We start from the raw sequence: 21,846 nt of genomic DNA, 5'->3' as shown, positions 1-21,846 counted from the left end.
AAACCTGCGCAGGTTCAAATCGAAGGTCTTGCTCGACAACGCCGCCCGCAGGCACGCATTGCCCGACAGGCCGGAAGTGTTGTGCTTCGTATTGACGACCTGTCGATTTCCGCCGTTGGATGGCGGTCGGGAGCTACTCCCCTTCGTAGGCGGGATTAGAGCATCGAGGCCCCTGTTCTGGCAACCGGAAAGTTTTAGGTCTTCAAGCGGAAGGCTTCTGGAAGATTCGCCAGCGCTTGTACAGGCGCTATTTATTTAGGAGCGTCCATAACCTTCGGACTCGGTAGGGCATTGCCGGACTATGATCGCCGCTCGCTGTTTTTTCTCTTCCATGGCCGCCATTCACATCACAGACATCGAGGCCGCCATCAACCATTGGCGCGAGAAGAGTCCCTCGCCCGACGGCATCACGCTGGCGCCCGAATTGCGTGCGCTCGCAGAGGTTTATGCGCTCATGGTGTTCCACCATGAAGACGAAGTCGACGAGCAGGGCTTCCCTGAAAAAGCCTGGGCCGCCTGGCTCGACTGGTATCACAGCACGCCCGACACGCCGTGCATTGCCATCTGCTCCACCAGCCAGGGCGACGACCAGTGCAAGGGCTGCGGCCGCAGCTTCGACGAGGTGCAGCACTGGCCCGCCATGTCGCCGGCCGAAAAGCGCGTCACGTGGCGCCGCATCACCATGGAAGACACGGCCTGGCGCTTCAACAAGTATGCCGAGCGCGCCCGCGAGGCCGAGCCGCCTCAATGGCCGGACGAAGATCCCGCCGAGCCTCTCGGCCCCGACGACACGCCCTGAGAGAGGCCACCGCATGCGCCGCCTCGCCCAAGCGCCCAACCTTGCGATTGCGACCTTGTGGGTGCATGCCTTGCGCGAGGAGGGCGTCGAGGCGACGGTCCAGCGCGAATTTCTCGGCGCCGTGATGGGCCAGTTGCCGCCGGACCAGTGCCTGCCCGAAATCTGGATCGACGATGAAACCCAGTTCGAGCGCGCCCGGCACGTGCTGCATGCGGCGCAGCATCGGCCGCAGCGCAATTGGCAATGCGTGTGCGGCGAGCGGATCGAAGGCGGCTTCGAGCAATGCTGGCACTGCGGCGCGATGATGCCGGCTGCCTAGCGCCTGTTGAGCGCTAGTTCCAGCGCAGCAGTTCGACGTCGATGCTGTTTGTGCCGTCGCCCAGCGTCAGCGTGTTTTCCTGGATCGTCGCCTGCAGCTGCATGCTGCGCTGCGCCAGCGCGGCCAGCGCCTGCGAGGCCTCCGTCGGCACCCGGTAGACGGACAGGTTCTGCGGCCGCGTGAGCTTGTTCTCGATGCCGCGCCACCAGATCTCGGCGGCATGGTTGAAGCAATAGACGATCACTTCGTCCGACTTGCCGCAGGCCTTGATGATGGGCTTGTCCTCGGGCTGACCGACCTCGATCCACAGCTTGGTCTCGCCCGTGAAATCGCGCAGCCACACATCGGGCTCGTCCACGTTCGACAGACCCGCGCCGAAGGCCAGCGTGCCGTCGCCCTGGCACACGTCCTGCAGCTTGTAGGCGTTGAGCGCGAGCGCGACAAGCCGGATCATCATCCGCTCGTCGGTCTCGCTCGGGTGGCGCGCCAGGGTCAGCGCATGGTCGGCGTAGTAGCCGTGGTCGATGTCGGCCACCGCGAGGGCGGCCTTGAAGATGGTGGATTTGAGGGCCATGGGTGCGCGAGTGTATGCGCCCCCATGGGGTTCTTCAGAACGCCACCGAAGCCTGCATGTACAGCGTGCGCGGCTGGCCCACGTACTTGCCGCCGTTGTTGTCGACCGAGCGGTTGTAGTAGCGGCGGTCGAACAGGTTCTTGATGCCGACGGCCAGCTTCAGGTTGCTCATCGAGGGGCCGAAGTCGTAGCCCGCGCGCAGGTTCATCGTGGCGTAGCCCGGGATGTCGCCGAGCCGGCCGGTCGAATCTTCGAGCGTGATGTAGTTTGCGCCGTCGTCGGGTGAGCCCGGCGAACGCTGCTTCGATTGCGCGTACACGTCGGCGTTGAAGGTCCATGGCCCGCGTTCGTAGCGCGCGCCGAGCGTTGCCACCTGGCGCGAGTAGAACGGCAGGTCGCGGCCCGCAAAGGCGCCCGCCTTCGAGGTGGCCTGCGTGTAAGTGTAGGTCGCGGACAGCGACAGGCCCTTGAGCGAATCGCTCAGGCTGCCCATGTCGTAGCGCAGGGCCGACTCCAGGCCGCGGTGCCGCGTGGCGCCCAGGTCGGTCCACTGGCCGACGTCGCCGGTGATCGAGCGGGCCAGCTGCAGTTCCTTGTCGAAATTGATGTTGAACAGCGTCAGCTCGCCGCTCCAGGCCTCGCCCTTGTAGTGCGTGCCGATTTCATAGGTCTTTGCCTTTTCGGGGTGCAGGCCGGTGGTGGACTGCGCAAGCTGGGCGTATTGCTGCGGGCCGAACGACACGCCGGCGTTTGCGAACACCGACCAGCGCTCGCTCATGCGGTAGAGCACCGACAGCGTCGGCAGCACCTCGTTGGAGTCGATCTTCGGATAGATCGCGCCCGTCACGCGGTTGTTTGCCACCGTGAAGACATCGTTGTGCGAGCGGATCGACTCGTAGCGCACCCCGGGCGTGATCGTCCAGTTGCCGAAGTCGATGCGGTCGTCGATGTAGAAGGCATGCGCGGTCGTGCCGCCCTTGCTGGTCTGGTATGCCGGCTGCGCACGGGTGTAGGCGTTGTAGCCGGGTGTGGGCGTGTAGTAGCTGCTGCGCGTTGCCACCTCGGAGGCTTCTTCCTTGAGGTAGCGCACGCCCACGCTCACTTCCTGCACCACGCTGCCCGAATCGATCAGCCGCGAATAGCGGGGCTCGATGGCAAAGGTCTTGTAGTCGCGCGGAGCCGTGGTGAGCCGGCGCCTGCCGGTGTTGGCGCCCGTGCCTTCCTGCTCGAGGTAGCTGCTGCGGTACGAGTCCGTGTAGTAGGTCAGCATCTCGAACTTGTTCACGCCGTCGTTATGCGTGTACTTGATCGAGCCGTCGGTGCGGCGACCCGAAAATTCGTCGAAAGGGCGGTCCGACTGGAACGGGTTGGCCGCAAACTGCGCCGTCGTCAGGCCGCCCGGCATGCGGCCCTTGCCTTCGAAATGGTGCAGCGAGACGGCGATGTCGTCCGTGTTCGAGATGCGATACGCGCCCTTCAGCATCAGGTCGTTGATGCTGGTGTGGTCGTTGCTCTGGCGAAAGCCGTCGCCGTGCGTGCCTGAATACAGCAGCGCAAGACCCAGGCCGTTCTCGTTGGTGCCGCCCATGAACAGCGTGGGCGTGGTCTTGACGCCGCCGCCATGGCTGGCGCTTTCGACACCCACGCCGATTTCGCCGGCGAACTGCTTCGGAATTGCCCTAGTCACGAAGTTGATGATGCCGCCCACGTTCTGGGGGCCGTAGCGCACCGAGCCCGCGCCGCGCACCACGTCGACCGCCTCCAGGCTGCCAAGGGAAAGGGGCGCCAGCGACAGCTGCGGCTGGCCATAGGGCGCATAGGCCAGCGGCACGCCGTCCAGCAGGATGGTCGAGCGCGGCGACAGCCGCGAGGTGAGCCCGCGCACGCCCACATTGAGCGAGATGTCGCTGCCGCCCGTGCCGTTGCTCTCCTGCACCTGCACGCCGGGAACCTGGCGCAGCACGTCGCGCACGCTGCTCGAGCCGCTTTCCTGGATCTGCTTGCGTTCGATGATGCTGCGCGCGCCCGGATGCTCGAGCACCTTGGTCTCGTTGGGCGAGCCCAGCCAGTCGCCGGTGACGGTCACCGCCTCCAGCGATTTCGCGCCGGACGCGGCATCAGCAGGCTCCGCGTCGGCCGCAAAGCTCTGGAAGCTGATGGGAAACAGCGCGATGACCAGCGCGGCGCACTTTTTCTGTTTGAACAAGGTTTCTCCTCGGATATCAGTAATCGAAAGCTGCTGCGGCGCCCCGCTCAAGACGTGGTGCGCGTGCTGCCGGAAAGTGCCCGGTCGCGAGCCGCCGCCGCAGCCACCGCGCGGCGCCGCCACCAGAGCCAGACGCCACTCACGCCCAGACCGCAAAGGGCAAGGCCGAGCAGCACGGTGACGGCCTGGTGCACCAGCCCGCCCAGCTCGCCCGTGTGCAGTGGGTAGATCACCACCACCGCGCCGTTGCCCACGTCCAGGTCTTGCCAGCGGCGCACCGCCAGCACCTCGCCCGTCAGCGGATGCAGCCATGCCGAGCCGATGCCGTTCGGATGTGGATCGTCGGGCAGCCGGAAGCGCACGCGCAGCGGCCGGTCGGGCTTGGCCGGCACCTGGACGTAGCCGATCGGCTGGCCCGGAAACACCTGCTGGGCGCGGGCGACGAGCTCGTCGAGCGAAAGCCGGGGGGCTGACGTAGGGCCCTTGGGTACCACAGGCGGCTTGACCTGCTGTTGCCCGACCGCGGCTGAAATGAAGTTGCCGAGCGGCCGCCAGGCCATGTAGGCACCCGTGAAGATCGACACCGCGATCAGCAGCCCGAGCACGGCGCCGCCCGTCCGGTGCAGGTCGAACAAGCCGCGCAGCAGGCCGCGGTTCAGCACAATGCGCAGCGAGGGCGGCCAGCGCGTGGGCCACCAGAGCACCACGCCCGTGACCAGCAGGAAGAGGTAGGCCAGCGCCACAAAAGCCAGGATGCCCTTGCCCGTGTCTTCCAGCAGCAGGCTGCTGTGCAGTTCGAACATCAGGTTGTAGGCGCCTTCGTGCGACCCGCGCCGGCCTTGCTCGGCGCCGGTTGCGGGGTCGAGGTAAAGCGTGCCCTCCCACGGCCCGCGCACGTACACCCAGAGCGTTTCGCCGGGTTTGCGGGGCGGCCGCAGCGTGAAGTTGGTGGTGGGGCCGAATTCGGCCAGGATGCGCTGGCGCAACGGCTCGAGCGGAAGCGCGGCCCGGGCCGTTGCTGTTCCCGCATCGGCCGCGCTTCGCGCGACGAAGAAGTCAGGATGCGCGTAGCGGTCGATCGGCAAGGCCACCACCAGCACGGCGCCAAGCAGCGCCGTGAGGGCGAGTACCGGTCCGAGCGACAGGCCGATCCAGCGGTGAATCTTGAGCCAGAGGCGTCTCAGGGGGGCGCGCATGAACAACGGGGACTTCGAGGCGTCCCGTCACGGTTGTTGGCTGGCGCGCCGGTCACGGCGCGTTGGCTGGAAATTTCGGCAGAAAACGAAAAGCGAAGACGCGAAGCGAACAGCCGCCCTCGGGCGGCTGTTGCATCGGTGCGGGAAGCCTCAGATTCTACTGGCGAGCTCTGCAGCCTTGCCCACGTAGCTTGCAGGCGTCATGGCCAGGAGCCGTTCTTTTTCGGATTCCGGAATCTCGAGCGAGCGGATCAGCCCATGCAGCGCCTCGGCCGTGACCGTCTTGCCGCGGGTCACTTCCTTCAGCTGCTCGTAGGCGCCCTGCACGCCGTAGCGGCGCATCACGGTCTGGATGGGCTCGGCCAGCACTTCCCACGAGGCGTCGAGGTCTTCGGCCAATGCTTCTTCGTTGAGCTCCAGCTTGCCCAGGCCGGTGGCCAGGCTTGCATAGGCCAGCGTGGCGTAGCCGAAGGCCACGCCGATGTTGCGCAGCACCGTGCTGTCGGTGAGGTCGCGCTGCCAGCGGCTGATCGGCAGCTTTTCGCTCAGGTGGCGCAACACCGCATTGGCCAGGCCCAGGTTGCCCTCGGCGTTTTCGAAGTCGATCGGGTTGACCTTGTGCGGCATCGTCGAAGAGCCGATTTCGCCCTTCTTGAGACGCTGCTTGAAGTAGCCCAGGCTCACGTAGCCCCAGATGTCGCGCGAGAAGTCGATCAGGATGGTGTTGGCCCGCGCCACCGCGTCGAACAGCTCGGCCATGTAGTCGTGCGGCTCGATCTGGATGCTGTACGGCTGGAAGCTCAGGCCCAGGCCCAGCGGCGCGGGCGTTTCGATGACCTTGCGGCTGAACGCCTCCCAATCGAAGTCTGGCCAGGCCGCAAGGTGGGCGTTGTAGTTGCCCACCGCGCCGTTCATCTTGCCGAGCAGTTGCACCGCGGCAATCTGCGCGCGAGCCTTCGCGAGGCGCACCGCCACGTTCGCGATTTCCTTGCCCACCGTGGTCGGGCTCGCGGTTTGGCCGTGCGTGCGCGACAGCATCGACACGCCGGCGAACTGGTGCGCCATTTCGCGCAGCTTGGCAATCAGCCCGTCGATGGCCGGCAGCACCACTTTCTCGCGGGCGGCCTGGATCTGCAGCGCATGGCTGGTGTTGTTGATGTCTTCGCTGGTGCAGGCAAAGTGCACGAACTCGGCGGCGGCCAGCAGTTCCGGCCGGGCTTCGAACTTGGACTTGATCCAGTACTCGACCGCCTTCACGTCGTGGTTGGTGGTTTTTTCGATTTCCTTGATGGCCAGTGCGTCGGCCTCCGAGAAGTGGGCTACCAGGCCCAGCAGGTACTTGCGGGCGCCGCCCGTGAGTGGCTTGAATTCAGCGAAGCCGCAGTCGGACAGCGCAATGAACCACGCCACCTCGACCTGCACGCGCCGGTGCATGTAGCCCTGTTCGCTCATCAGCGGACGCAATGCCGCGAGTTTGGCCGCATAGCGGCCGTCCAGTGGGGAGAGGGCGGAAACGGTGGAGAAGCTCATGCCCGAATTTTAGGCGGGCCGCGCCGACGCCCGTTCGCGGCAGTTCGAAGCTGCCTTTTTCAGCGTTCCCCTAAAATAGCCACGAACAATCGTTATCAAAGCAAAGGGAGAGAGCCTTCATGAAACTGATCGGATCGGCCGCCAGCCCTTATGTGCGCAAGGTGCGCGTGGTGCTGGCCGAGAAACGGCTCGACTACCAGTTCGTGATCGAAGATGTCTGGTCCGCCGACACCACCATCGCACACTCCAACCCGCTCGGGAAGGTGCCTTGCCTCATCATGGAAGGCGGCGAGGCGATGTTCGACTCGCGCGTGATCGTCGAATACCTCGACACGCTGTCCCCCGTGGGCAAGCTCATTCCGCAGCAGGGCCGCGAGCGCGCGGAGGTCAAGACCTGGGAAGCGCTGGCCGACGGCGTCATGGACGCCGGCGTGCTCTGGCGCCTGGAAGCCACCTGGAGCGGCCGCGGCGACGGCGAGCGCAGCGCCACCTGGATCGAGCGCCAGCGCGCCAAGGTCGAGGGCGGGATTGCCGCCATGGCCAAGGGCCTGAGCGACAAGCCCTTCTGCAGCGGCATTCACCTCAGCCTGTCGGACATCGCGGTTGGCTGTGCGCTGGGCTGGGTGGGGTTTCGCTTTCCAGAAATCGACTGGCGCGGCGAGCACCCGAACCTTGGAAAGTTGTACGACAAGCTGATGCTGCGGCCGAGCTTCATCGACACTCAACCATGAAATGAAAAAGGCGCCCCGGGCGCCTTTTTCATTTCTGGGGCGCCTTTGTGCGGCGCCCCCTCACGTGGAATACAAAAATGCTGCGAGGCGCCCCGACGCGAAGGAGGGAGGGAGGGAGGAGGAGAAGAATCACCTCGGGATTTCGACCAGACGAGAAACGCCTGGAAGACCTCGCAACATGAAAACCGGAGGACATTTGCTGTCCACGTCTTTTATGAGGACAGTGTGCCAGCGCGGTTCCCGGTTCAGTGGTAAACGTTTGTGACGATCAGTTCACGTGTACTACAAGACTCCGGTGCGAGAAGAGCCCCGGTCGGGGCCCCGGTCAATTTGCGGCGAGTTGGCTTTCCACCACCTTCACGAAGGCGGCTTCGTCGGGTGCAGTCATGCTCGACCACGCCTGAACCACCTTGCCGTCCCGCCCGATCAAGTACTTGTAGAAGTTCCACTTCGGCGTGGTGCCGGAGGCCAGCGCCAGCTGCTTGAACAGCGGGTTGGCGTTGGGTCCGCGCACCGAAGACTTGGCAAACATCGGAAACTTCACGCCGAAGGTGCTTTCACAAAAGTCGGCGATTTCCTTGTTGGAGCCCGACTCCTGGGAGAAATCGTTCGACGGAAAGCCCAGCACCACCAAACCGCGCGAACGGTATTTGCTGTCCAGCGCCTCCAGCCCCTTGTATTGCGGGGTAAAGCCGCAGAAGCTCGCGGTGTTGACCACCAGCACCACTTTGCCGGAGTACTGGCACAAAGATTGGGGTTTTTCGTCCTGCAGCCGCGGGAAGGTGTGTTGCAGTGTGGCCGGGCAGGCTGCGTCGGCGGGGGCGGCAGCGGGGCTGGTGGCCGGAGCCGTGGATGGGCCGGCAGAGGGGGCCTGGGCACCCGCCGTACCAGCGGCAAGCAGGCAAACCGCGAGCGCGGCAGCCTGTGCAAGGCGCATCGGCACGGGCGATCGGGTGGGGGTTGGCATAAGGGCTCCTGGTACAAAAATGAGGGTATGCATCCGTGCCTTCAGGGGGTGCATGGCCGCATCATCGCGCGTCTGTCACGAGCGCGCCAAGCGGGCCGACTAAAATCAGCGGCCTTAGAAAGATTTTGATGCTTTATCCGGAACTCTTCAGACAACTCGAATCTGTCCGCTGGGACATGGACAAGGACATTCCCTGGCAGTCGTTCGATGCTTCGCTGCTGTCCGAAGAACAGGCGCAAACCATCAAGATGAACGCCATTACCGAGTGGGCGGCCCTGCCGGCCACCGAAATGTTCCTGCGCGACAACCGCCACGATAGCGACTTTTCGGCGTTCATGTCGATCTGGTTCTTCGAGGAGCAGAAGCACTCGCTGGTGCTCATGGAGTACCTCAAGCGCTTCAGCCCCCAGCACGCGCCCACCGAGCAGGAGCTGCACGAAGTGCGCTTCGACTTCGACCCGGCGCCCCCGCTCGAGACCCTCATGCTGCATTTCTGCGGCGAGATCCGCCTCAACCACTGGTACCGCCGCGCGGCCCAGTGGCACACCGAGCCGGTCATCAAGCACATCTACACCACCCTGAGCCAGGACGAGGCCCGCCACGGCGGCGCCTACCTGCGCTACATGAAGCGCGCCATGGAAAAGTTCGGCGACGAGGCCCGTGCCGCATTCGCCAAGGTGGGCGTGCTCATGGCCAGTGCGCGCCGCACCGCCCAGGCGCTGCACCCGACCAACCTGCACGTCAACAAGGCGCTGTTTCCCAATGACACCATCCAGAGCCGCATGCCCGACCCGGATTGGCTCGAGCACTGGCTGGACAAGCAGATCAAGTTCGATGCCGCCTGGGAAGGCAAGGTCGGCGAGCGCATCCTGCACAACCTGAGCCTGCTCATGAACCGCAGCTTCAAGACCGTGCAGGAGCTCAACCGCTACCGCAAGGAAGTCTCCGCCAACCTCGGGCCGAAGGCCGAGTACCAGGGCGCGTAAAGGGATTAACGGGCGCGTCCCGCGAAATGGCCTGTCACAAACCAGGTCGATCGCCCGTCTTGTGACCATGGACGACGCCACCCTTACTTTCGACAGCCATCGCCGCCGCCTTCAGGGCATTGCCTACCGCATGCTTGGCACCGTTGCCGAGGCCGAAGAAGTGGTGCAAGACGCCTGGCTGCGCTGGCACGAGGCCGACAAGGCCGGTTTCGACAGCGCCGAAGCCTGGCTGGTCACCGTCGTCACGCGTCTTTCCATCGACCGGCTGCGTGCCGCCAAGGTCCAGCGCGAGCACTATATCGGGGCCTGGATGCCCGAGCCGACGCTCACCGATGCCCCCGCCACGCCCGAGCAGCTGCTCGAGCGCGCGGACAACGTGTCGGTGGCTTTCCTTGCCGTGCTGGAGCGCCTCGCGCCCGAGGCCCGCGCCGCCTTTCTGCTGCGCGAGGTGTTCGACGCCGACTACGAAGAAATCGCCCGCACCCTCGGCAAGAGCGAAGCCGCCTGCCGCCAGCTGGTGCACCGCGCCAAGGCACAGGTGCAGGAGGCGCGCCCGCGCTTCCAGGTCTCGCGCGAAACCCACCAGCGCCTGCTGCAGGCCTTTGCCGATGCGGCGGCGCGCGGTAGCCTGCAGGACCTGAAGGCGCTGATGGCGGAAGACGTCGAACTCATCGGCGACGGCGGCGGCAAGGTGCAGTCTTTCAGCAAGGTCCTGCGCGGCAGCCAGCGGCTGGCACAGCTTTACTTTGCGCTCTGGCGCCGCATGGGCCCCGCGGTGCGCATGGAACTGGTGGACATCAACGGCGAGCCGGGGCTGCTGCGCTTCTTCGATGGGCAGCTCGAATCGGCGCAGACGTTCGAGATCGAGGGCGAGCGCATCGTGCGCATCCGCGCCCAGCGCAACCCCGACAAGCTGGCGCGCATCGCCCGGCTTTTTTCTTCGAAATAGTTCGCGCGGCGTGTCACAGGGCCGGGAGCGGGCCCGTCTTCAGTGGGTAGGAAACAGATCTTTCAAACCCAAGCCACTGGAGCATCTTCATGAACACGACCCCTCGCCTGAACTGGTTCAAGACCATTCCCAAGACCTTCGAAGCCATCCTGGCCGTCAGCGCCAGCATCGATTCGAGCACCGTCGGCAAGACGGTGCTCGATCTGGTGTTCGCGCGCGTCTCGCAAATCAACGGCTGCGCCTATTGCCTCGACATGCACGTGCGCGACCTGCGCAAGCAGGGCGAGGGATGGCAACGCATCAACAGCCTGGCGACCTGGCGTGAAGTGAGCTTTTTCAATGAGCGCGAACGCGCGGCGCTGGCGTGGGCCGAATCGCTCACGCGGCTGGCCGACCATCACGACGAACGCGAGGCCGAATTCGCAGCCCTGAAGGCGCAGTTCAGCGATGTCGAGATTGCCGAGCTCACCGTGGCTGTGGCGCAGATCAACACCTGGAACCGCATCAACGTCGGCATGCGCATGCCTGTCGCCACCAAGGCGCTGGACTGAACGTCTTTCCTTCAGCGGCGCTCGACGACCATCGGCGCGATGCGCAGGCTGTCGCGCAGCTGCGTGACGGCTTCGCCGGCTTCATTGCGCGAGGCAAAGGGCCCGGCCTGCAGCCGGTGCGTACCGGCCTCGCTGAAAACGCGCAGTTGCGGCGCCAGTGAAGGCAGGCCGCGTGCCGCCTGGCTGCGCAGGCTCTCCGCACCATCGCGCTCGCGGAAGGCGCCGAGCTGCACCCAGAAGCCCGCCACCGCGGCGGATGATGGTGCGGCTGCCGGCGGGGCCGCTGCCGGCGCCGTTGGCGCGGACAGCGGCGCCATGGGCGCAAGGTCGGTGACCACCATGGGCTGGCGGGGCGGCGGCGCGGCATCGGCCTCGAGCGTTGGCTGTGCGGCTTGCGCCACGGCTTCTGCCTGCGCCATCGGCGTCATTGGCGTTTGCGGCACGACCGGCATCGTCGAAGCCTCCGGCGCATTCATCGCCACCGGCGCCACCCAGGCCGAAGGCACCGCCACCGATCCAGCCGCCGCACGCCGGGGCGGCGGTGATGCCGGCGGCGCCGCGGCATACGCGGTTCCCGAGTCCCGGCGCCAGGCGCCGGTGCGGATGTCCTCGTTCGTGATGCGCTCGATCTCCACGGGCGCCACGCCGCGCAGCAGGTCGAGCTTGAGCGCCGCCGTGTAGCTCAGGTCGATGATCCGGCCGTCGACGAAAGGGCCGCGGTCGTTCACCCGCACGATCACCTCGCGCCCGTTGGCCGGGTTTCGCACCCGCACGTAGCTCGGAAGCGGCAGCGTCTTGTGCGCGGCCGTCATGGCGTACATGTCGTAGGGCTCGCCGCTCGCGGTCGACGCGCTGTGGAACTTGCGGCCGTACCAGGACGCAATGCCCGATTCGCGGAACGGCCGGTCGTCGGTGATCGGCTGGTACGCCCGGCCCAGCACCGTGTACGGCTTGCTGGTGCCGCCGCTGCTGCGGATGGCTTCGATGCGGGGCTCGGCATCGGGTACGCGGTCGAGGTCCGAGGGAATGTTCGTGCCCGGGCCGTCGCGGCCGCTCAGCGCGCCGCCGCCGCTGCGGGTGCCGCTCGCGCAACCCGCAAGAAGAATGGCGACGGCCACCGCGCACGCAGCCAGCGCGGCGGGTGCTTGGGCGCCGGCTCGCTCAGCCAAATACAGCCTTCCACAAGGCCAGCATGGCATCGCGCTCGGCGGCCAATGCAGGCGGGGTGACCTGGGTCGGTTCTTCATTGAGGCGGGCGCGATGCTGCACGCGCCGCAGTTCGCGGTACGCCGCCGCGGCATTGCGGCCGACGCCGGAGGGCAGCAAGCCCGCTTCTTCGGCGCGCATCAGCAGCGCGATGTTGCCCACATTGGGAATGAGCTCCGGGTGCTCGCCCGAGTCCGACAGCACGAGGAACTGCACCGCGAACTCGGCGTCCACCATGCCGCCGGGGCTGTGCTTCACGTCGAAGCGGTCGGCCTTCACAGGCCTTGCACCGCGCACCTTGTTGCGCATGGCAATGATCTCGGCCTTCAGGGCTTCTCGGTCGCGCGGCGACACGATCACGGCCTGGCGCACGCCGTCGAAGCGCGCGCCCAGCTCGGCGCTGCCCAGCACAAAGCGCGCGCGCGTCATGGCCTGGTGCTCCCAGGTCCATGCCGTGTTGCTGCCGCGGCCAAGCTGGTACTTCTCGTAGGCTTCGAAGCTGGTGGTCAGCAGGCCCGAATTGCCGTTCGGCCGCAGGGCGGTGTCGATCTCGAACAAGTCGCCCTCGCGCGTCTTCACCGTGAGCCAGTTGATGAGCTTGCGCACGTAGGCCGCATACACCTCGCCGGCGCGCTCGTCGTCATCGTCGTAGACGAAAACGATGTCCAGGTCGCTGCCGTAGCCCAGTTCTTTGCCGCCCAGCTTGCCGTAGCCGATGATGGCGAACTGCGGCACTTCGCGGTGGCGGTTGCGCACGTGCGGCCAGCACCAGCGGGCCGTCACGCGCAGCGTGGTGTCGGCCAGCGCGCTCAGGTCGTCGGCTACCTGCTCCACGGTAATGCGGCCGTCCACATCGCGCGCCAGCGTGCGGAACACCTCGGCGTGGTGGGCATGGCGCAGCAGGTTCAGCAGACGCTCTTCGTCCGCTTCGCCGGTGCGGCTGAGCGAGGCGTGGCGTGCTTCCAGTTCGCGTTCGAACTCGGCCGCCACGAAGCGGCCCGAAAGCATTTCGTCGCTCGCAAGCTCGTCGATCACCCCCGGGTGCTGCATGAGGTAGCGCGCCGGCCACTTGGCGGCGCCCAGCAGCCGCAGCAGCCGCTCCTGCACCGCGGGGCGCTCGACCAGCAACGCCAGGTAGCTCTCGCGCCGCAGTAGCGGTTCGATCCAGTCGGCCCAGCGCAATGCGGCGTCCGCATGGCGCGGCGTCTGCCCCGGGCCGTCGCCGTCGGGCTCTTTCAGCCACTGCCCGGTGCGCTGGACCAGCTGGCGCAGCCGGGCCCGCGTCTCTTCGCGCAGCGCAAGCACGCGGGGCTGTTCGCACCAGTTGCGAATGCGCTCCGCAAACGCCGGCGGCAAGTCGTCGAGCAGGTCGGCCAGGTCGGCGGGCGCGGCGGCTTTTTTGCCGCTGCACTTGCCGTTGCAGGCCTTCTCGCCGCCGAGCAGCTTGTCGAACTCCTGTGCCACCAGTTCGCGGTGCGTATCGAGCTGCTCAAGAAACGGGCAGCAGTTGGCATAGCCCATGGTCTGGGCAATCCAGCGCAGGTCGTCGTCGCCCACCGGCAGCATGTGGGTCTGCTGGTCGTCCAGGTACTGGATGCGGTGCTCCACGCGGCGCAGGAACTCGTAGGCCGAGGCCAGCGCATCGGCGGTTTCCTGCGGCATCAGCCCGGCGCGCGCCAGGCGCTGCAGCGCATCGAGCGTGGGCCGGGTGCGCAGTTCGGGGAATTGGCCGCCGCGCACCACCTGCAGCAGCTGCACGGTGAACTCGATCTCGCGGATGCCTCCGCGCGACAGCTTGACGTCGTTCGCGCGCTCGGGCCGGCCCGCGCTGCGGCGCGCTGACTGCTCGCGAATCTGCCGGTGCAGCGTGCGCAGCGAGTCGAACACGCTGTAGTCCAGGTAACGGCGGAACACGAAGGGCAGCACCGTGGCGCGCAGGCCTTGCGCATGGCCTTCGGACACGATGTCCCGCGGCGCCACCACCCGGCTCTTCATCCAGGCAAAGCGTTCCCACTCGCGGCCCTGCACCTGGAAATATTCTTCCAGCGCGTCGAGCGAGACCACGCTCGGCCCGGAGTTGCCGTTGGGCCGCAGCGCCAGGTCGACGCGGAACACGAAGCCGTGCTCGGTGGTGTCGCCCACCAGCGCGTAGATGCGCTTCACCGCGCGCGAAAAGTACTCCTGATTCGACAACCGGCCGCGGCCATCGGCGTCGCCGCGGGTTTCGCCGTCCAGGTCGTACAGGTAGATCAGGTCGATGTCGCTCGACACGTTGAGCTCGCGCGCGCCGAGCTTGCCCATGCCCACCACCCAGAGCTGCGCGCGCCGGCCTTCGGGGCCGAGCGGCGCGCCATGCAGTGCGTCGAGCTCGTGGCAGGCGTCTCGGCAGGCGATGTCGAGCGCGAATTCCGCGAGTTCGGTCACGGCCGTGGTCACCACGGCGAGCGGCGCCTGGGCATCGCAATCGAGCGTTACAAGCCGTTCCATCACGAGCTGCCGCACAATGCGCAGCGCATCGCCGACGCTGTCGCCGCGTTCGCGCAATGCCTCATAGGCCTTCGATATCGACTCGCGCAGCGGTGCGCCGGGGGGAAGCAATGCGAGTTCGGCCGCATACCTGCGGCGCAGGCGCTGCACGAAGCGCGAATAGGAAGAAAACGCGACCTCGATCGCGATAGGTGGCGTGGGCGTGGTTGGCAACTGGTTCACACTGATATTGGTTTCCGTGGAACCCCTCTGATGGCTGGCGGTCATAATTCCCGACACAGCGCGATCCTCAATGAACGACACGGCGTCTCCCCCTTCACGTCTGCTCAAGATCACCGCTGCGACGGCGCGCTGGCTGCTGGGTTTACTGATCGCTGCATGGCTTCTGCTTGCACTGTCAGTGGTTGTCCTACACGCGTGGATTGTGCCGCGAATCGGCGATTACCGTGGTGCCCTGGAGGCACAAGCCAGCAAAGCCATCGGGGTACCTGTGCGCATCGGGTCGATCACCGCCCGTTCCGATAGTCTGTTTCCCGCCTTCGAGCTGCGCGACGTCGTGCTGCATGATGCCAGCCAGCGCGAAGCCCTGCGCCTTGTGCGGGTGGTGGCGAGCGTGTCGCCCCGCTCCTTGTGGCGCCTCAATTTCGAGCAGCTCTACATCGAAGGACCGCAGGTCGACGTGCGGCGCGATGCGCTCGGCAAGCTGCACGTGGCCGGCCTGCACATGTCCAACGACACCACCGGAGAGACCCGCGCCGCCGACTGGTTTTTCGCCCAGCGCGAACTGGTGGTCGAAGGCGGCACCGTCCGCTGGACCGACGAGCAGCGCCAGACCGAGCCTCTGTTGCTGACCGATGTGCGTTTTGTGGCCCGCAATGGCGGCCGCCGCCACGGGCTGCGGCTCGATGCCACTCCGCCGGCCGGCTGGGGCGAGCGCTTCACCCTGCGCGGGCAGTTCCGCCAGCCCCTGCTGTCGGTGCGCTCCGGCCGCTGGCAGACCTGGGACGGCCAGCTCTATGCCGACCTTCCCTACATGGATGTGACCCGCCTGGGCCGCTACGTCTCCATCGACGCGCGGATCCGCGAAGGCAGCGGCGCGCTGCGCGTCTGGGCCGACGTGAAAGACGGGCAGATCGTGGGCGGCGCGGCCGACCTCGGGCTCAACCGCGTCGACGCGTCGCTGGGGCGGGGATTGCAGCCGCTGGTGCTGCGCTCGGTCACCGGCCGCCTTGCCGGCCAGCTCAATGAAGAGAACTTCGAGTTCTCGACCGCTGCCCTGCAGTTCGACACCGCCGATGGAATGCGCTGGCCCGGCGGCAACCTGTGGATGCAGCACTCGCCCGCCCGCGGCCGCACGCCGGAACACGGCGCCTTGCGCGCCGACCGGCTCGACCTGGCCGCGCTGGCCCTCATTGCCGATCGCCTGCCCTTGGGCGAGGCCACGCACCGCGTGCTCGATGCCTATGCGCCGCGTGGGCTGGTCGAGCGCATCGACCTGAACTGGCAGGGTTCGCTGGGTGCCCCCGAGCGCTACCAGGCCAAGGGGCGCGTCAGCGGCCTGCGGGTCGCGTCGCAACCCGCCCCGCCCGTGGTTGCCGCTGCTCCCAAAGCCGGCGCCCCAGCCACCACTCCCCGCCCGCACGCCGGCTCGCCCGGTCTGAGCGGCGCCACCATCGAATTCGACGCCACCCACACCGGCGGCACCGCCGCGCTGTCGATGGCGCAGGGCACGCTCGAATTTCCGGGCGTGTTCGAGGAGCCCGTCATTCCCATCGACCGGCTGGCTGCCCAGCTCCAATGGAAGCTCGACAAGGGCCATGCGCAGTTGCAGGTGTCCAAGCTGCGGTTTGCCAACGCCGATGCCGAGGGCGAGGCCGAAGCCAGCTGGCGCACCAGCGATCCCGCCATATCCGCCGGCCAGGCGCTCTACCCCGGCGTGCTCGACCTGCAGGGCCGGCTGACCCGCGCCGACGGCACCCGCGTGTTCCGCTACCTGCCGCTCGAAATTCCCCAGCACACGCGCGACTACGTGCGCCAGTCGGTCACCAAGGGCACCGCCAGCAGCGTCGACTTTCGGGTGCGCGGCGACCTGCACGACATGCCGTTCATGGACCCGAAGAAGGGCGAGTTCCGCATCGTGGCCAAGGTGGCCGACGTCAACTACGCCTACGTGCCGCCCACCTCCGCCACTGCGGCGTCCACCGCCTCCAGGGCTGCCGCCTCGGCCCGGCCCGGCACGCCCGCAGCGGTCTGGCCCGCCCTCACCGGCGTCTCGGGCGAGCTGGTGTTCGAACGCGCGGGCATGCTGGTGCGCAATGCACGCGGCCGGCTGGCGGGCGCCACCGGCATCGAGGTGACCAAGGCCGAGGCGCAGATTGCCGACATGTCGCACCATGCCTCGCTGCTGCGCGTCGATGCCCAGGCCAAGGGCCCGCTCGGCGAGCTGCTGCGCGTGGGTGCGCCGCTGGCCGGCGAAACCGGCGAGGTGCTGGCCCGCGCGCGCGCCACCGGCACGGCCGACTACCGGCTGCATCTGGAACTGCCGCTCGAGGCGATGGACACCGCCAAGGTCCAGGCCAGCATCGCGCTTTCCGACAATGAGCTGCAGCTGGTGCCCGAAGCGCCGTCATTCACCCATGCGAAGGGCGTCGTCGGCTTCACCGAAACAGGCTTTTCGCTGACCGGCGTCAATGCCAAACTGCTCGGCGGCGACGTTCGCGTCGAAGGCCGTGGCCGCTTTGCCGGGCCCAACCGCGAAGTGGCGCTGAAGGCGCAGGGCACCGCAACGGCCGAAGGCCTTCGCGGCGCGCGCGAGGCCGAGTGGCTGACGCGCATCGCGGCCAAGGCGACCGGCAGCACGCCGTATGCGCTCACCTTCTCGATGCGCGACGGCGCGCCGGAGTTCCTGCTGACCAGCACCCTGCAAGGCCTGGCGCTACAGCTGCCCGCCCCGCTCGTGAAGACGGCGGACGAGCAGATGCCGCTGCGCATCGAAAAGAAAGTGCTGCAGCGCGAGACCCGCTCGGGTGCCGCCGTTGCAGTGCAAGACCAGCTTTCGCTGGAGCTCGGCCGCATCGGCAGCGCCCAATATGTGCGTGACATCTCCGGCGCCGAGGCGCGGGTGCTGCGCGGAAGCATCGGCATCGGCCTGGCGCCGGGCGAAACCGCCAGCGTGCCCGACAGGGGCGTGCTGGCCAACGTGAACGTCGCCAAGCTCGACATGCCCGCATGGAAAGCTTTGGCCGGGGACACCGCAACCAATGCGGCTGAAGCGGGCGGCGCCGAGCGGCCCGAAGACGCGGCGATGAGCTACCTCCCCACACGCATTGCCGTGCGCGCGCAGGAGCTCGGCATTGCGGGCCGTACGCTGCACAACGTGGTGCTCGGCGGCACGCGCGACGGCTCGCTCTGGCGCGCCAATATCGACGCCACCGAGCTCAGCGGCTACGCCGAGTACAGCCACTCGCAGGCCGGGCGCCTCCATGCGCGGCTCGCGCGGCTCAAGATCGCGCCGACCGAGGCGACGCAGGTGGAAACGCTGCTCGACGAGCAGCCCGGCACGCTGCCCGCGCTCGACATCGTCATCGACGACTTCGAGCTGCTGGGCAAGCGGCTCGGCCGCGCCGAGATCGATGCCGTCAACCGCGGCGGCGCGGGCCGCGAATGGCTGCTCAACAAACTGAGCTTCACCATGCCCGAGGCGAGCTTCGCGGCCAAGGGCACCTGGGCGGCAGTGCCCGGCGGCAGGGCCGGACGCGCCGAGCAGCGCCGCACCGCCATGACCTTCAGGCTCGACATTGCCGATGCCGGCGAGCTGCTCGCGCGCTTCGGCATGCCCGGCGTGCTGCGGCGCGGCAGCGGGCGGCTCGAAGGCGACGTCAACTGGCGCGGCTCGCCGTTCTCGCTCGACTATCCGAGCCTGGGCGGGCAGCTGCAGGTCAACGTGGGATCGGGCCAGTTCCTCAAGGCCGACCCCGGCCTTGCCAAGCTGCTTGGCGTGCTGAGCCTGCAGGCGCTGCCGCGCCGGCTCACGCTCGACTTCCGCGATGTGTTCAGCCAGGGCTTCGCCTTCGACTTCATCCGAGGCGACGCCAAGATCACGAACGGCATCGCGAGCACCAACAACCTGCAGATGAAGGGCGTCAACGCCGCCGCGCTGATGGACGGCTCGGCGGACATCGTGCGCGAAACCCAGGACCTGCGCGTGGTGGTGGTGCCCGAAATCAATGCCGGTACCGCGGCGCTGGTGGCCACCGCCATCAACCCGGCCATCGGGCTGGGCACCTTCCTGGCGCAATGGGTGCTGAGCAAGCCGCTCGCGGCCGCCGCCACGCAGGAGTTTCACATCGAAGGCACCTGGGCCGACCCCAAGATAGCCAAGGTGCCGCGATCCATCCTGCCGAATCCCCTGAATCTTCCCGCGCCGCAGCCCGCCGCGGAAGGCCGGAAAACGGAGACCACGCAATGAAAGTCGCAGCCATCCAGATGGTGTCGGCCATCGCCCGCGAAGCCAATCTCGCACGCGCCCACGACCTGCTCGCGCAAGCCGCCGCGGCCGGTGCCGAACTGGCCGTGCTGCCCGAGTATTTCTGCATGATGGGAGCGCGCGACACCGACAAGCTGGGCCTGCGCGAAACCGCTGGCGCCGGCACCGTGCAGGGCTTTCTTGCCGATGCGGCGCGCGAGTTCGGGCTGTGGATCGTCGGTGGCACGCTGCCGATCGAGAGCAACGATGCGGAGCATGTGTTCAACAGCTCGCTGTGCTACTCGCCCGACGGCCAATGCGTGGCGCGCTACGACAAGATCCACCTGTTCTACTTCGACAATGGCACCGAACGCTACGACGAGCGCCGCGTCATCGCCCCGGGCTCCACGCCCGTGGTGTTCGAGCTGCCGTCCCGCGACGGCCACCGCTGGCGCGTGGGCATGAGCGTCTGCTACGACCTGCGCTTTCCGGAGCTGTACCGCGCGCTTGCCAAACAGGGCGCCGACCTGCTGCTGGTGCCCAGCGCCTTCACCCGCACCACCGGCGCCGCGCATTGGGAGGTGCTGCTGCGCGCGCGTGCCATCGAAAACCTTGCATGGGTGGTTGCGCCCGCGCAGGGCGGCACGCACGAGAACGGCCGCCAAACGTGGGGCCAGTCGATGGTGATCGACCCGTGGGGCACCGTGGTCGCGCAGCAGGCCCGCGAAGAAGGCGTGGTGCTGTTCGACATCGATGCAGGGCAGACGGGGCGCATGCGCGCGCAGCTGCCGGTTCTCTCGCACTGTGTGCTCTAGATGCAGGATGTGCTGACCGCCGCATCGCCACGCCGGGCGCTGTTGGCGTTTGCGCGCCTGCGTTCGCTGTGGAAGCGCTGGTTTCTGTGGCTCATCCTGGCCGTGCTGGTGTCCGTGTTGCTGATTACGGTGGTGTGGCTTGCGGGCCGGCACGAGGTCGAGCAGGTGCAGGCGGCACTCGACCGCGACACGGCCGATGCGGTTTCCGACCTTCGCATCGGCTTGCAGCGCAATGCGCAGAGCCTGCGCGCCACGCAGGCTTCGGGCCTGGACCGCACGCATTGGCCAGAGGCCGCGGCCTCGTTGCTGAGGGAGCATCGCGAGTGGCTTCGCCTCGAATGGCGCGACGCTGCACTGCGTCCGCTGGAAGCGGCCAACACGCCCTACCGAATGCGTCTTATCGCGGAGGAGAGCCGCGGCACGGAGCAACCCGATGTGGCGCTTGCCTGCACGGCCGCACGCAAGCTCGGCGCGCCGGCCTATTCGCCGAGCCACTTCGTGCCGGTGCTCGGCGGAGGCGGCGTCGAGGTGATGGAGCTCTGCGTGCCCATCGACGCGGGCGGTTTCCTGGTGGCGAGCTACTCGCTGCGCGACACACTGATCGAACTGGTCGGCCCCACGCTCACGCGCGGGCAGGAGGTGGCCTTTACCGAAACCGACGGCACGCGGCTCGTGGCGCTCGGCACGTCGCGCCGCACCGGCACGCGCGTCTTCACCTCGCAGCAGCTCATCGATCTGCCCGGAGCCGCGCTGATGCTGCGTGTCGACGGCTGGCGCGCGGCGCCCGATCTTTTTCCGAACGTGCTCACGGCGCTGGTCACCGGCATCTCGATTGCGCTGGTGTCGGTGCTGGTGCTGCTGGCGCGCGACACGCGCCGCCGGCTGCGTGCCGAGCGCGACCTGGCCGATGCGCTCGCCTTTCGCAAGGCGATGGAAGACTCGGTGATTACCGGCCTGCGCGCGCGGGACCTGCAGGGCCGCATCACCTACGTCAACCCGGCGTTCTGCGAAATGGTCGGCTTCAGCCCTGAAGAACTGATGGCAGGCAGCGGCGAATCGACCGAGGTGCCCTACTGGCCCACCGAGCTGGCGCACGAATACCAGCAGCGGCAAGCGCGGCGCCTGGCCGGCGGTATGCCGCCGCGCGAGGGCTTCGAGTCGGTCTTCATGCGCAAGGACGGCACGCGTTTTCCGGTGCTCATCTTCGAGGCCCCGCTCATCAACGCGCAGCGCGTGCAAACCGGCTGGATGAGCGCCTTCATCGACATCAGCGAGCAGCGCCGCATCGAAGAACTCTCGCGCGCGAGCCAGGAGCGCCTGCAGGCCAGCGCACGGCTCGCCACCGTGGGCGAAATGGCGTCTCTGCTGAGCCATGAACTCACGCAGCCGCTGGCCGCAATTGCCAGCTACGCCACCGGGTCGCTCAACATGCTCGGCCCCCATGCCAAGGGCGAGCAGGCCGAAGTGGCCATGGCCGTGCGGCGCATTGCCGAGCAGGCCGACCGCGCCGGCCAGGTGATTCGCAGCGTGCACGACTTCGTGCGCCGCCGTGACCGCACGCGCGAGGCCGTCGCTCCCCAGGCATTGATCGATGCGGTGCTGCCGCTGGTGCGGCTGCAGGCGCGCAAGCTCGGCGTGATCATCGAGGTGCTGCTGGAAGACCGCCTGCCGCAGGCCATGTGCGACCGCACGCTGGTCGAGCAGGTGCTGCTCAACCTGGCGCGCAACGCAATGCAGGCCATGGACACGCCGGACAATGCCGGAGAACGGGTGCTGCGGCTGCGCGTGGCGCGCGCCGTCGCGGTGGGCGGCACCGGCGTGGAAGACGCGCGGCGCTGGCTCGAGTTTTCGGTGGCCGACCTCGGCAGCGGCATCAGCGAAGAGGTGGCGAGCCGCCTCTTCACGCCTTTCTTCACCACGCGCGCCGACGGCATGGGGCTTGGCCTCAGCCTGTGCCGCACGGTGGTGGAACAGCACGGCGGCGTGTTGATGTTCGAGCCCAACCAGCCCCGGGGCACGGTGTTCCGCTTTACCCTGCCGGCGGCATGACCCTTGCAGGGTTGCC

General features: G+C 67.4%; 16 protein-coding genes. 9 read left to right on the top strand and 7 right to left on the bottom strand.

What is annotated here, in order from left to right:
* Window positions 1-331: 331 nt before the first annotated feature.
* Complete coding sequence (locus tag GOQ09_RS25435) at window positions 332-799, top strand: DUF3717 domain-containing protein (RefSeq protein WP_157616416.1); 468 nt, start codon at window positions 332-334, stop codon at window positions 797-799.
* Window positions 800-812: 13 nt separating this feature from the next.
* Window positions 813-1,118 (top strand): putative signal transducing protein, encoded by a 306-nt coding sequence (locus GOQ09_RS25430; RefSeq protein ID WP_157616415.1) that lies wholly within the window; start codon window positions 813-815, stop codon window positions 1,116-1,118.
* A 13-nt stretch (window positions 1,119-1,131) separates the two neighbouring features.
* On the opposite strand, the gene GOQ09_RS25425 is transcribed toward GOQ09_RS25430, so the two are convergent.
* The 4 genes from GOQ09_RS25425 to purB form a co-directional block, all read right to left on the bottom strand.
* Entirely contained in the window at window positions 1,132-1,692 is a 561-nt protein-coding gene (locus tag GOQ09_RS25425; protein WP_157616414.1) for a YaeQ family protein, read from the bottom strand.
* Between the two features lie 34 nt (window positions 1,693-1,726).
* Window positions 1,727-3,898 carry a TonB-dependent receptor family protein gene (locus GOQ09_RS25420; protein ID WP_157616413.1) on the bottom strand — a complete coding sequence of 724 codons (2,172 nt, stop codon included), beginning with the start codon at window positions 3,896-3,898 and terminating at the stop codon, window positions 1,727-1,729.
* A gap of 47 nt (window positions 3,899-3,945) precedes the next feature.
* Window positions 3,946-5,094: a PepSY-associated TM helix domain-containing protein gene (locus GOQ09_RS25415; protein WP_157616412.1), complete on the bottom strand. Its 1,149-nt coding sequence runs from the start codon at window positions 5,092-5,094 to the stop codon at window positions 3,946-3,948.
* A 150-nt stretch (window positions 5,095-5,244) separates the two neighbouring features.
* Window positions 5,245-6,624 carry an adenylosuccinate lyase gene (gene purB, locus GOQ09_RS25410; RefSeq protein ID WP_157616411.1) on the bottom strand — a complete coding sequence of 460 codons (1,380 nt, stop codon included), beginning with the start codon at window positions 6,622-6,624 and terminating at the stop codon, window positions 5,245-5,247.
* Between the two features lie 119 nt (window positions 6,625-6,743).
* Between purB and GOQ09_RS25405 the strand changes: the two genes are divergently transcribed.
* Entirely contained in the window at window positions 6,744-7,355 is a 612-nt protein-coding gene (locus GOQ09_RS25405; protein ID WP_157616410.1) for a glutathione S-transferase N-terminal domain-containing protein, read from the top strand.
* Between the two features lie 325 nt (window positions 7,356-7,680).
* Here the strand turns inward: GOQ09_RS25405 and GOQ09_RS25400 are convergent, their stop codons facing one another.
* On the bottom strand, window positions 7,681-8,292 hold the full coding sequence (locus GOQ09_RS25400) for a glutathione peroxidase (protein WP_157616848.1): 612 nt from the start codon (window positions 8,290-8,292) through the stop codon (window positions 7,681-7,683).
* Window positions 8,293-8,450: 158 nt separating this feature from the next.
* Here GOQ09_RS25400 and GOQ09_RS25395 point away from each other — a divergent pair, with 158 nt between their 5' ends.
* The 3 genes from GOQ09_RS25395 (at window position 8,451) to GOQ09_RS25385 (ending at window position 10,808) form a co-directional block, all read left to right on the top strand.
* Window positions 8,451-9,308, top strand: a complete 858-nt coding sequence (locus tag GOQ09_RS25395) for a ferritin-like domain-containing protein (protein ID WP_157616409.1) — start codon at window positions 8,451-8,453, stop codon at window positions 9,306-9,308.
* 67 nt (window positions 9,309-9,375) lie between these two features.
* A complete protein-coding gene (locus GOQ09_RS25390; protein WP_157616408.1) occupies window positions 9,376-10,257 on the top strand; it encodes an RNA polymerase sigma-70 factor in 882 nt (293 codons plus the stop codon).
* An 89-nt stretch (window positions 10,258-10,346) separates the two neighbouring features.
* Window positions 10,347-10,808: a carboxymuconolactone decarboxylase family protein gene (locus GOQ09_RS25385; RefSeq protein ID WP_157616407.1), complete on the top strand. Its 462-nt coding sequence runs from the start codon at window positions 10,347-10,349 to the stop codon at window positions 10,806-10,808.
* An 11-nt stretch (window positions 10,809-10,819) separates the two neighbouring features.
* On the opposite strand, the gene GOQ09_RS25380 is transcribed toward GOQ09_RS25385, so the two are convergent.
* A complete protein-coding gene (locus tag GOQ09_RS25380; RefSeq protein WP_157616406.1) occupies window positions 10,820-11,977 on the bottom strand; it encodes a septal ring lytic transglycosylase RlpA family protein in 1,158 nt (385 codons plus the stop codon).
* Complete coding sequence (gene glnE, locus GOQ09_RS25375) at window positions 11,970-14,768, bottom strand: bifunctional [glutamate--ammonia ligase]-adenylyl-L-tyrosine phosphorylase/[glutamate--ammonia-ligase] adenylyltransferase (RefSeq protein ID WP_157616405.1); 2,799 nt, start codon at window positions 14,766-14,768, stop codon at window positions 11,970-11,972. The genes GOQ09_RS25380 and glnE overlap by 8 nt, the downstream gene beginning before the upstream one ends.
* Before the next feature lie 25 nt (window positions 14,769-14,793).
* Between glnE and GOQ09_RS25370 the strand changes: the two genes are divergently transcribed.
* Genes GOQ09_RS25370 through GOQ09_RS25360 form a run of 3 tightly spaced genes read left to right on the top strand, consistent with a single transcriptional unit; the run spans window position 14,794 to window position 21,830 of the window.
* A complete protein-coding gene (locus tag GOQ09_RS25370) occupies window positions 14,794-18,969 on the top strand; it encodes a YhdP family protein (RefSeq protein WP_157616404.1) in 4,176 nt (1,391 codons plus the stop codon).
* The gene (locus GOQ09_RS25365; RefSeq protein ID WP_157616403.1) at window positions 18,966-19,781 is read left to right on the top strand and encodes a carbon-nitrogen hydrolase family protein; all 816 of its coding nucleotides are present in this window, start codon (window positions 18,966-18,968) and stop codon (window positions 19,779-19,781) included. Before GOQ09_RS25370 ends, GOQ09_RS25365 begins: the two co-directional genes overlap by 4 nt.
* Window positions 19,782-21,830: a two-component system sensor histidine kinase NtrB gene (locus GOQ09_RS25360; RefSeq protein ID WP_157616402.1), complete on the top strand. Its 2,049-nt coding sequence runs from the start codon at window positions 19,782-19,784 to the stop codon at window positions 21,828-21,830. It abuts the gene before it with no gap.
* The last annotated feature ends 16 nt before the right edge of the window (window positions 21,831-21,846 follow it).

Origin of the sequence: Variovorax paradoxus (assembly GCF_009755665.1) — a bacterium.
Classification (GTDB): Bacteria; Pseudomonadota; Gammaproteobacteria; order Burkholderiales; family Burkholderiaceae_C; genus Variovorax; species Variovorax paradoxus_G.
This window is presented reverse-complemented; position numbering and strand designations above follow the sequence as displayed.

What these genes read in the sequence shown, in the direction of transcription:
- GOQ09_RS25435 (WP_157616416.1), top strand. Translation starts at nt 332, where the DNA reads ATGGCCGCCATTCACATCACAGACATCGAGGCCGCCATCAACCATTGG.
- GOQ09_RS25430 (WP_157616415.1), top strand. Translation starts at nt 813, where the DNA reads ATGCGCCGCCTCGCCCAAGCGCCCAACCTTGCGATTGCGACCTTGTGG.
- GOQ09_RS25425 (WP_157616414.1), bottom strand. Translation starts at nt 1,692, where the DNA reads ATGGCCCTCAAATCCACCATCTTCAAGGCCGCCCTCGCGGTGGCCGAC.
- GOQ09_RS25415 (WP_157616412.1), bottom strand. Translation starts at nt 5,094, where the DNA reads ATGCGCGCCCCCCTGAGACGCCTCTGGCTCAAGATTCACCGCTGGATC.
- purB (WP_157616411.1), bottom strand. Translation starts at nt 6,624, where the DNA reads ATGAGCTTCTCCACCGTTTCCGCCCTCTCCCCACTGGACGGCCGCTAT.
- GOQ09_RS25405 (WP_157616410.1), top strand. Translation starts at nt 6,744, where the DNA reads ATGAAACTGATCGGATCGGCCGCCAGCCCTTATGTGCGCAAGGTGCGC.
- GOQ09_RS25400 (WP_157616848.1), bottom strand. Translation starts at nt 8,292, where the DNA reads ATGCGCCTTGCACAGGCTGCCGCGCTCGCGGTTTGCCTGCTTGCCGCT.
- GOQ09_RS25395 (WP_157616409.1), top strand. Translation starts at nt 8,451, where the DNA reads ATGCTTTATCCGGAACTCTTCAGACAACTCGAATCTGTCCGCTGGGAC.
- GOQ09_RS25390 (WP_157616408.1), top strand. Translation starts at nt 9,376, where the DNA reads ATGGACGACGCCACCCTTACTTTCGACAGCCATCGCCGCCGCCTTCAG.
- GOQ09_RS25385 (WP_157616407.1), top strand. Translation starts at nt 10,347, where the DNA reads ATGAACACGACCCCTCGCCTGAACTGGTTCAAGACCATTCCCAAGACC.
- glnE (WP_157616405.1), bottom strand. Translation starts at nt 14,768, where the DNA reads ATGACCGCCAGCCATCAGAGGGGTTCCACGGAAACCAATATCAGTGTG.
- GOQ09_RS25370 (WP_157616404.1), top strand. Translation starts at nt 14,794, where the DNA reads ATGAACGACACGGCGTCTCCCCCTTCACGTCTGCTCAAGATCACCGCT.
- GOQ09_RS25365 (WP_157616403.1), top strand. Translation starts at nt 18,966, where the DNA reads ATGAAAGTCGCAGCCATCCAGATGGTGTCGGCCATCGCCCGCGAAGCC.
- GOQ09_RS25360 (WP_157616402.1), top strand. Translation starts at nt 19,782, where the DNA reads ATGCAGGATGTGCTGACCGCCGCATCGCCACGCCGGGCGCTGTTGGCG.